This window comes from Kitasatospora sp. NPDC059571, assembly GCF_042735675.1.
Classification (GTDB): Bacteria; Actinomycetota; Actinomycetes; order Streptomycetales; family Streptomycetaceae; genus Kitasatospora.
In genome coordinates this window covers 1-8,555 of record NZ_JBHWBW010000346.1, presented here as the reverse complement: position 1 = coordinate 8,555, position 8,555 = coordinate 1, and the positions used below count along the sequence as shown (strand labels likewise).

General features: G+C 75.4%; 8 protein-coding genes. 4 read left to right on the top strand and 4 right to left on the bottom strand.

Features of this window, described 5'->3' with window-relative positions:
- Both ACFV0G_RS28885 and ACFV0G_RS28880 read right to left on the bottom strand, forming a co-directional pair.
- Nucleotides 1-1,512 (bottom strand): M1 family metallopeptidase (locus ACFV0G_RS28885; RefSeq protein ID WP_380554299.1); only part of this gene is annotated, 1,512 nt, incomplete at its 3' end.
- A 161-nt stretch (nt 1,513-1,673) separates the two neighbouring features.
- On the bottom strand, nt 1,674-2,006 hold the full coding sequence (locus ACFV0G_RS28880) for a tetratricopeptide repeat protein (protein ID WP_380554302.1): 333 nt from the start codon (nt 2,004-2,006) through the stop codon (nt 1,674-1,676).
- Between the two features lie 157 nt (nt 2,007-2,163).
- Here ACFV0G_RS28880 and ACFV0G_RS28875 point away from each other — a divergent pair, with 157 nt between their 5' ends.
- Entirely contained in the window at nt 2,164-2,427 is a 264-nt protein-coding gene (locus ACFV0G_RS28875) for a dsRBD fold-containing protein (RefSeq protein WP_380554296.1), read from the top strand.
- Between the two features lie 152 nt (nt 2,428-2,579).
- Nucleotides 2,580-5,279, top strand: a complete 2,700-nt coding sequence (locus tag ACFV0G_RS28870) for a SpoIIE family protein phosphatase (protein WP_380554293.1) — start codon at nt 2,580-2,582, stop codon at nt 5,277-5,279.
- 15 nt (nt 5,280-5,294) lie between these two features.
- On the opposite strand, the gene ACFV0G_RS28865 is transcribed toward ACFV0G_RS28870, so the two are convergent.
- Nucleotides 5,295-5,729 carry an SRPBCC family protein gene (locus tag ACFV0G_RS28865; RefSeq protein WP_380554290.1) on the bottom strand — a complete coding sequence of 145 codons (435 nt, stop codon included), beginning with the start codon at nt 5,727-5,729 and terminating at the stop codon, nt 5,295-5,297.
- Nucleotides 5,730-5,824: 95 nt separating this feature from the next.
- Complete coding sequence (locus tag ACFV0G_RS28860; protein WP_380554287.1) at nt 5,825-7,066, bottom strand: Bcr/CflA family multidrug efflux MFS transporter; 1,242 nt, start codon at nt 7,064-7,066, stop codon at nt 5,825-5,827.
- 96 nt (nt 7,067-7,162) lie between these two features.
- Between ACFV0G_RS28860 and ACFV0G_RS28855 the strand changes: the two genes are divergently transcribed.
- The gene (locus ACFV0G_RS28855) at nt 7,163-7,684 is read left to right on the top strand and encodes a MarR family winged helix-turn-helix transcriptional regulator (RefSeq protein WP_380554284.1); all 522 of its coding nucleotides are present in this window, start codon (nt 7,163-7,165) and stop codon (nt 7,682-7,684) included.
- Between the two features lie 105 nt (nt 7,685-7,789).
- On the top strand, nt 7,790-8,527 hold the full coding sequence (locus ACFV0G_RS28850) for an SDR family oxidoreductase (RefSeq protein WP_380554281.1): 738 nt from the start codon (nt 7,790-7,792) through the stop codon (nt 8,525-8,527).
- Nucleotides 8,528-8,555 lie beyond the last annotated feature (28 nt).

Here is an 8,555-nt window from a genome sequence, read left to right as displayed (position 1 = left end):
CCGGCCGCGGGCGGCCGGGGCGCGCGCCCCGTGGGCCGGGGCCCGGTGGCGCCCCGCCCGGGCGCGCGGCTCGGGGGCGGCGCCCAGCGGCCGGACGCCCGGTGCCGCGGCCGGCACCGCGCCGGTGGCGGGCTTGGCCGGGGTGTACAGCCAGGTCTGCAGCAGGTCGCCGAGCGGCCGCCCGGAGACCTGCTCGGCGTACCGGCGGAAGTCCGCGATGCTCGCGTTGCCGTACCGGTGCTCGGCCGGCCAGCCCTTGAGGATCCGGAAGAACGCGTCGTCGCCGACCTCGTCGCGCAGCGCCTGGAGGGCGAGCGCGCCCCGGTCGTACACCGCGAGGTCGAACTGGTGGTCGGCGCCGGGGTCGCCGGGCTCGACCTTCCAGAACGGGTCGTCGGCCGGGTGCGAGGAGTACACCCAGTCGGCGAGCTCCTGGGCGGTGCCCTCGCCCTCGTGCTCCGACCAGAGCCACTGGGCGTAGCTGGCGAAGCCCTCGTTCAGCCAGATGTCGCTCCAGTTGCGGACCGACACGGTGTCGCCGAACCACTGGTGCGCCAGCTCGTGGACCACCACCGAGGTGTTGGAGCCGCGGGAGAACTGCCGCGGGCTGTAGAACACCCGGGTCTGGTTCTCCAGCGCGTAGCCGGTCTTCACGTTCGGCACGTAACCGCCGACCGAGTCGAAGGGGTACGGCCCGAAGTACCCCGCCAGCCAGTCCGCGAGCTCGCCGGTGCGCTCCACGCTCGCCCGGGCGGCGCCGTCGTTGTCTCCGAGGTCGCGGCTGTAGGCGTTGAGCACCGGCAGTCCGCCGGGGCTGGTGGAGCGGGTGATGTCGAAGCGGCCGACCGCGAGGGTGGCCAGGTACGTCGCCTGCGGGCGGGTCTCGCGCCAGGACCAGCGCGTCCAGCCGAGCTTGGAGGTCTGCCCGACCAGGGTGCCGTTGCTGATCGCCTGGGTGCCGTCGGGGACGGCCACCGAGACGTCGAAGGTGGCCTTGTCGGCGGGGTGGTCGTTGCTCGGGAACCACCACCAGGCCGCCTCCGGCTCGCCCGCCGCCACCCCGCCGTCCGGGGTGCGCAGCCAGGCCGTGAAGCCGTACCGGGCGACCGTGGACGGGGTACCCGCGTAGCGCACCACCACGGTGGTCCGCTGACCCTTGGCCAGCGGTGCGGCCGGGGTGATCTCCAGCTCCTGCTCGCCGGTGGCCGCGAACCGGGCCGGTCGGCCGTCCACCAGCACCTGGCTGACGTCCAGCGCGAAGTCGAGGTCGAAGCGGGAGAGGTCCTGGGTGGCGGTGGCCAGGATGGTGGTGGTGCCCTCCAGCCGGTCGGTGGCCGGCTGGTAGGTGAGGCGGATGTCGTAGTGCGAGACGTCGTAGCCCCCGTTGCCGTAGGACGGGTAGTAGGGGTCGCCGATGCCGGGGGAGCCGGGTGCCGGGGCCGCGGCCGCGGCGGGGTGGGCGAGCAGGAGTAAGGCGGCGGCAGCGGCGGAGACGATCGTCCTCGTGCGCACGGGTCCTCCAGTGCGGTCGGGAAGTGCGGACGGCCCGGCGGCGGGCCGGGCCGACCCGCCGTCAGGTGCGGCCCAGTCTCACCGTTCTGAAATGTCCATGCAAGAACGCCCTGCGCCATCCGGCCGCACCCGCCCGCCGCCCGCGGGGCGGCTCCCGCCGGTCAGTCCACGCCGCCCAGCGCCTCGGCCGTCCGCAGCCAGCGGGCCGCCTCGGCCGCCCGGCCCTGCCGCTCCAGCGTGCGGCCCAGCATCAGGTGGGCGTAGCTCTCCACCGGGTCCCGCGCGATCACCTCGCGCAGCTGCTCCTCGGCCCGCCCCAGCTGCGCCGAGTGGTAGTAGGCGCGCGCCAGCAGCAGCCGCGGGCCGACCTGCTCGGGGGCGTGCGCCACCACCTCGGTGAGCAGCCGGGCGGCCGAGGCGTAGTCCTTGGTGTCGAAGTACAGCCCTGCCCAGCGCCACTGCTCGGCGGGGTCGCCGGCCAGGTAGTGCTCCATCACTGCGGCTCTCCTCTCCGTCGCGCGGAGCCGCTGGGGGCGCGGATCCGCGACTGGTTGAACATTCATCCATCTGTCGGCATTCCGCCCTGGTTGCCCGCCCGCCGCTGCCGGGCGCAGGCTGGACAACGGGGCCACGGCACCAGGGAGGTGCAGGATGCACAACCAGTGGGACGTTGAGCTCAGCTTCGAGGAGGACGGCACCAACACCGTCTGCGAAGCGCGCCTGGTCGGCTCGCACGCGCCCGGAGTCAGCGGGCACGGGGAGGCGGTGAAGAGCCGCGACGACCGGCCGCTGGCCCGGATCGGCGAGGAGATGGCCGCATCCCGTGCCCTGGACGACCTCTCCCGCCGGCTCCGGTCGGTGGCCGACGGCGAGATCGCCGACGAAGGGCGGCGGCCCTCCTACCTCATCTACTGAGCGTCACCGCCCGAACGCCGCGCCCGGCGGCCGCCCGGCGCGGCTGCGCGGCGCCCCGGCGCGACCACCCTCGGTGACCTCGGCGTTCCGCCGGCGAGGTGATCGGCCGCAACCTCTGGCCCGCCGGGCCGGGCCGGGGTACACATAGGCATATGGTCCGGATTAGGGGCCGATCCCGGGCCGTGTCGGTCCCCGACTCCACCGGTCGACGTCCGTGGTCGGTGTTGAGCGTGCGCAGCGTCGCAGGCCAGGTCTTCGTGCTCCAGGTGGTCATCGTGCTGCTCCTGGTCGTGGCCGCCGGCGCGGAGCTCGTCCTCCAAGCGCGGCACGACACCGACAGCGAGGCCCGCAACCGCTCCCTCGCGGTCGCCCAGACCTACGCCAACTCGCCCGGCATCGTCGCCGCCCTGCGCTCCCCGAACCCCACCGCGATCCTGCAGCCCAGCGCCGAGGCCGCCCGCAAGGCCACCGGCGTCGACTTCATCGTCGTCACCAACACCGACGGCATCCGCTACACCCACCCCAAGCCCGACCGGATCGGCAAGAAGTTCGTCGGCAACATCGGCCCCGCCCTGGCCGGCCAGCCCGTCGTCGAGAACGTCAACGGCACCATCGGCCCGCTCGTCCAGGCCATCGTCCCGGTCGACGCCCCCGACGGCACCGTGGTCGGCCTGGTCTCCGCCGGCATCCGCACCGCCGAGATCAGCTCCACCGCCAACCGCCAGCTCCCCCTGCTGCTCGCCTCCGGCGCAGGCGCCCTCGCCCTGGCCACCGCCGGCACCGCCCTGGTCATGCGCCGGCTGCGCCGCCAGACCCACGGCCTCGGCCCCGCCGAGATGACCCGGATGTACGAGCACCACGACGCCGTCCTGCACGCCGTCCGCGAGGGCGTGCTCATCCTCGACGGCGGCGGCCGCCTGGTGCTCGTCAACGACGAGGCCAGACGGCTGCTCGACCTGCCCGAGGCGGCCGAGGGCCGCCCGCTGGACGGCCTCGGCCTCGACCGCCCGCTCACCGTGCTGCTGACCTCCGGCCGCACCGTCACCGACGAGGTCGTCCGGGCCGGCGACCGCCTGCTCGCCGTCAACATCCGCTCCACCGAGGTGAAGGGCGGCCCGCCCGGAATCGTGGTCACCCTCCGCGACTCCACCGAGCTCCAGGCCCTCTCCGGCCGGGTCGAGACGGTCGGCCGCCGCCTCAAGCTGCTGTACGACGCCAGCGGCGCGATCGGCACCACCCTGGACGTCGCCCGCACCGCCCAGGAACTCGCCGACGCCGCCGTCCCCGCCTTCGCCGACTTCGTCACCGTCGACCTGGCCGAGGCGGTCCTGCGCGGCGAGGAGCCCCCCGCCGACCGGTTCGGCCGCCCGCCGCAGATGCGCCGGGCCGGACACAGCGGCGTACGCCCGGACTCGCCGTTCATCCCGGTCGGCGAGAGCGTCCCGCTCGTTCCGGACACCCCCCGGGCGCGCGCGATGGACAGCGGCAGCGCCCTGATCGCCGACGACCTCGCCGCCGCCTTCGAGGCCTGGCAGGCCTACCAGCCGGAGCGCGCCAACGGCGTCCGGGACTACGGCGTGCACTCGCTGCTGACCGTGCCGCTGCAGGCCCGCGGCGTGGTGCTCGGCATGGCCAGCTTCTGGCGCTCCGAGCGCCCCGAGGGCTTCGACGAGGACGACCGCTCGCTCGCCGAGGAACTGGTCGCCCGGGCCGGCGTCTCCATCGACAACGCCCGGCGCTACACCCGCGAACACGCGATGGCCGTGACCCTCCAGCACAGCCTGCTGCCCGGCGGCCTGCCCGAGCAGAGCGCCCTCGACATCGCCTACCGCTACCTGCCCGCCCAGGCCGGCGTCGGCGGCGACTGGTTCGACGTCATCCCGCTGCCCGGCGCCCGGGTCGCCCTGGTCGTCGGCGACGTGGTCGGCCACGGCCTGCACGCCGCCGCCACCATGGGCCGGCTGCGCACCGCCGTCCACACCTTCACCGCCCTCGACCTGCCCCCCGACGAACTGCTCGGCCACCTGGACGACCTGGTCAACCGCCTCGACCAGGACGGCTCGCTCGACGGCGACGCCCCGATCACCGGCGCCACCTGCCTGTACGCCATCTACGACCCGGTCGCGCTGCGCTGCACCATGGCCCGGGCCGGCCACCTGCTGCCCGCGCTCGTCCACCCCGACGGCAGCGTGGAGTTCCCCGAACTGCCCGCCGGCGCCCCGCTCGGCACGGTCGGCATGCCCTTCGAGGCCGTCGACATCGACCTGCCGGAGGGCAGTCGCCTCGTGCTCTACACCGACGGCCTGGTGGAGGACCGCCGCCGGGACATCGACGAGGGGCTGGAGGCGCTGCGCACCACCCTGGCCGCCCACCCCAACGGCACGCCCGAGCAGACCTGCGACACCGTGCTCGCCCGGATGCTGCCGGCCAGCCCCACCGACGACATCGCACTGCTGGTCGCCCGCACCCGGGCGCTGCCGGCGGACCGGGTCGCGGTCTGGGACGTCCCCGCCGACCCGAGCGCGGTGTCGGTCATCCGCGGCGAGGTCAGCCGCCGACTGGAGCAGTGGGGCCTGGACGACCTGGTCTTCACCACCGAGCTCGTGCTCAGCGAGCTGGTCACCAACGCCATCCGCTACGGCGGCGGGCCGATCGGCGTCCGGCTGCTGCTGGACCGCACGCTGATCTGCGAGGTCTCCGACGCCGGCAGCACCTCGCCGCACCTCCGGTACGCGGCCAGTACCGACGAGGGCGGCCGCGGGCTCTTCCTGGTCGCCCAGTTCGCCGAGCGCTGGGGCACCCGCTACACCCCGACCGGCAAGGTCATCTGGGCCGAGCAGACGCTGCCCTGACCCGCCCGGCGTGGCTCAGCGCCGCTCGTCCTCCACGAGCCGCTTGAACTGCTCCAGGTCGGAGCGGACGGTGCGCTCGATCGCGCTGGCCTGGGCGAACCCGTGGCCGCCGCCGAAGACCTCGGCCACCGCGTCCGGCTCGTACTCGATCCGGACCTGCACCCTCGTCCGCTCGGCGCCCAGCGGGCGCAGGGCGACGGCGCCGCGCAGCTGCGGCCCGTCCAGCGTCTGCCAGGTCATCACCCGGCCCCCGCCGAGGTCGCTGAAGTACGCGTCGAACTCCCGGTGGCCGCCGTCGACCGCCACGTCCAGGTGGCAGCGGTGGGCGCCGCGGGCGTGCGCGTGCAGGACGCCGTCGACGAAGCGCGGGTAGTCGACGACCCGGTGCAGGTGCTCCCAGGTCGCGTCGGCCGGGGCGCCGACCTCGATCTGCTCCTCCAGGATGCTCATGGCTCTCCTCAGCTGCGCATCGGCCGTGCCGCCTCACTCCAGCCTGCCCCCGGCCGCGGGCGGCGGCAATGAGGGCCCGGCCCGCCCGCCGGGCGTCAGGCCCGGTGCCGCGGCAGCCAGCAGAGGTGGACCAGCAGTGCGGTACCCGCGAAGGCCGCGATCACCACGGCCATCGGCAGCGCCGAGCCGGCGCCGCCCAGCCCGACCAGCGGCGCGGCCAGCGCGCCGAAGGCGAACTGGAGCAGGCCGAGCAGTGCCGACGCGGTGCCCGCCTGGGCCTGTCCGGACAGCGCCAGCGCCGTGGCGTTCGGCATCACGAAGCCCACCGCGCCGACCACCGGCACCAGCGAGGCGCACACCGCCCACAGTCCGAGCCCCGCGGTCACGGCGAGCACCAGCCCGGCGGCGCCCGCCGCCGACAGCACCAGCCCGGCCCGGAGCAGGGTGCCCGGCGCGCGGTCGCGCAGCAGCCGGGCGTTCAGCTGGCCGAGCAGCACCAGACCCAGCGCATTGCCGCCGAACACCAGGCCGAACTGCTGGGCGCTCAGCCCGTACACCTGCTGGAGCACGAAGGAGGAGCCGGAGATGTAGGCGAACATCGCGGCGAACACGGCGCCGGCCGACAGCGCGTGGCCCATGAAGCGGCGGTCGCGCAGCAGGCCGCCGAAGCTCCGGACGCTGCGGGCCAGGCCGCCGGCGCTGCGGCGGGCGGGCGGAAGCGACTCCGGCAGGGCCAGCGCCGCCGCGGCGAGCAGGGCCGCGCCGATCACGGTGAGGACGGCGAACACCGCCCGCCAGTCGGCGAACCGCAGCAGCTCGCTGCCCAGCACCGGCGCCAGGATCGGCGCGAGCCCGTTGACCAGCATCAGCAGCGAGAAGAACCGGGCGGCCTCGACGCCGTCGTACAGGTCGCGGACCACCGCGCGGCTGATCACGATGCCCGCCGCGCCGGCCAGGCCCTGGGCGAACCGCAGGCCGGTCAGCACGCCCGCGGACGGGGCGAACGCGCAGGCCAGCGAGACGGCGGCGTAGCAGCCGAGCCCGATCAGCAGCGGCGTCCGGCGGCCGCGGCTGTCGCTGATCGGCCCGACCACGAGCTGGCCGAGGGCCAGGCCGAGCAGGCAGGCGGTGAGGGTCAGCTGCACGTCCGCGGCGCGCACGCCGAGGTCGGCGGCGATCGAGGGGAAGGCCGGGAGGTACATGTCCAGCGACAGCGGCCCGAACGCGGAGAGCGCGCCGAGCACGAGGATCAGCCGGAGCCGGCGCCCGCGTCCGGCGGCCGGACCGGCGGCCCCGGTGCCCGGGAGGACGGTCTGCGGGGCGGAGGGAGTCGTCACCCGGATCAGCCTAGGGTAATCGCTGAGCAGTCAGCAATTGACCAGTCAGTGAATTCCCGGCGCGGCCCGCCGCCGGCGGTCAGTAGACTCCGCGCCATGGAGACCGCACCGACGGCACCCCGGCCGCAGCACCGCCCCGCCGGGTCCGGCGCCGCGGCCGACCGGGCGGCGCTGGCCGCACTCGCCGACGGGCCGGCCATCGCCGACCTGGGCCTGCTGCTGCGCGCCGCGGCCCGGCTCGACCGCCGGATGGACGCGGAACTGCGGGCCGACTGCGGCATCGGCCACACCATGTTCGAGGTCCTGATCATGCTCTGCCGGGCCGGTGGCGGGGGCGTCGCCCAGCGCGACCTGGCCGACGGCCTCACCCTTACCAGCGGCGGCACCACCCGCCTGGTCGACCGGATGGAACAGGCCGGGCTCGTCCGCCGCACTCCCTCGCCCGACGACCGCCGGATCACCCTGGTCGCCCTCACCGAGCACGGCGCCGACACCTTCCTGCGCGCCACCGCCGTCCACGCCCGGGTGGTCGAGGCACTCTTCCTCGGCCCGGTCGCCCCGGCCGACCGCCCGCACCTGCTCACCGCCCTCGGCGCGATCGTCCGCGCCCCCGGCTGAGCCGCAGCCGGACGGGTGGCCCCGGCTTGACCTCGAGTGCGCTCCAAGCCCTAGCGTCGTCGGTGCGGGGGCGTACGGGAGGCGGGCGGTCCGATGAGGGTGCTGGTGACCGGTGGGACGAGCGGGCTCGGGCATGCGATGGCCGCCGCGCTCGCCGCCGCGGGGGCGGCGGTCGCGCTGACCGGCAGATCGGCCGAGCGGGCCGCGGCGGTGGCCGCGGACCTGCCCGGGGCCGTCGGCATCGGGCTCGACGTGCGGGACGAGGCTTCGGTCGCCGCGGCCGTCGGCCTGGCGTGGTCGACGCTCGGCGGGATCGACATGCTGGTCAACAACGCCGGCCTGGGGATGCGCACCGTCAACCCGCATTTCATGACGGACCCGCTGCCGTTCTGGGAGGTGCCGGTCGAGGGCTTCCGGGCGGTGGTGGAGACCAACCTGACCGGCTACTTCCTGGTGGCTCGCGAGGTGGTGCCCCGGATGCTGGCCGCGGGCGGCGGCCGGATCGTCAACATCGCGGTGAGCACCTCGACCATGCAGCGCGCCGGGTTCGTTCCCTACGGGCCGTCGCGGGCCGGCAGCGAGGCGCTGTCCCGGATCATGGCGGCCGACCTCCGGGGCTCGGGGGCCACCGTCAACCTGCTGCTGCCCGGCGGCCCGACCGCCACGGGCGTGCTGCCCCGGGGTGCGACGGCCGCGGACCGGCCGTTCCTGGAGCCGGCCGTGATGGGGCCGCCGGTCGTCTGGCTGGCGTCCGAGGAGGCGGCCGGAGTGCACGACGAGCGCATCGTCGCCGCGGAGTTCGAGGAGTGGCTGCGCGAGCGCGCCGGCGGTGGTCGGGGGTGACGCCGGCGCGGCCGGCCGGGCCCGGTGG

Bases quoted from the DNA above. Each gene is read 5' to 3' on its own strand.
- ACFV0G_RS28880 (WP_380554302.1), bottom strand. From the start codon at position 2,006: ATGGAGCACTACCTGGCCGGCGACCCCGCCGAGCAGTGGCGCTGGGCA.
- ACFV0G_RS28875 (WP_380554296.1), top strand. From the start codon at position 2,164: ATGCACAACCAGTGGGACGTTGAGCTCAGCTTCGAGGAGGACGGCACC.
- ACFV0G_RS28870 (WP_380554293.1), top strand. From the start codon at position 2,580: ATGGTCCGGATTAGGGGCCGATCCCGGGCCGTGTCGGTCCCCGACTCC.
- ACFV0G_RS28865 (WP_380554290.1), bottom strand. From the start codon at position 5,729: ATGAGCATCCTGGAGGAGCAGATCGAGGTCGGCGCCCCGGCCGACGCG.
- ACFV0G_RS28855 (WP_380554284.1), top strand. From the start codon at position 7,163: ATGGAGACCGCACCGACGGCACCCCGGCCGCAGCACCGCCCCGCCGGG.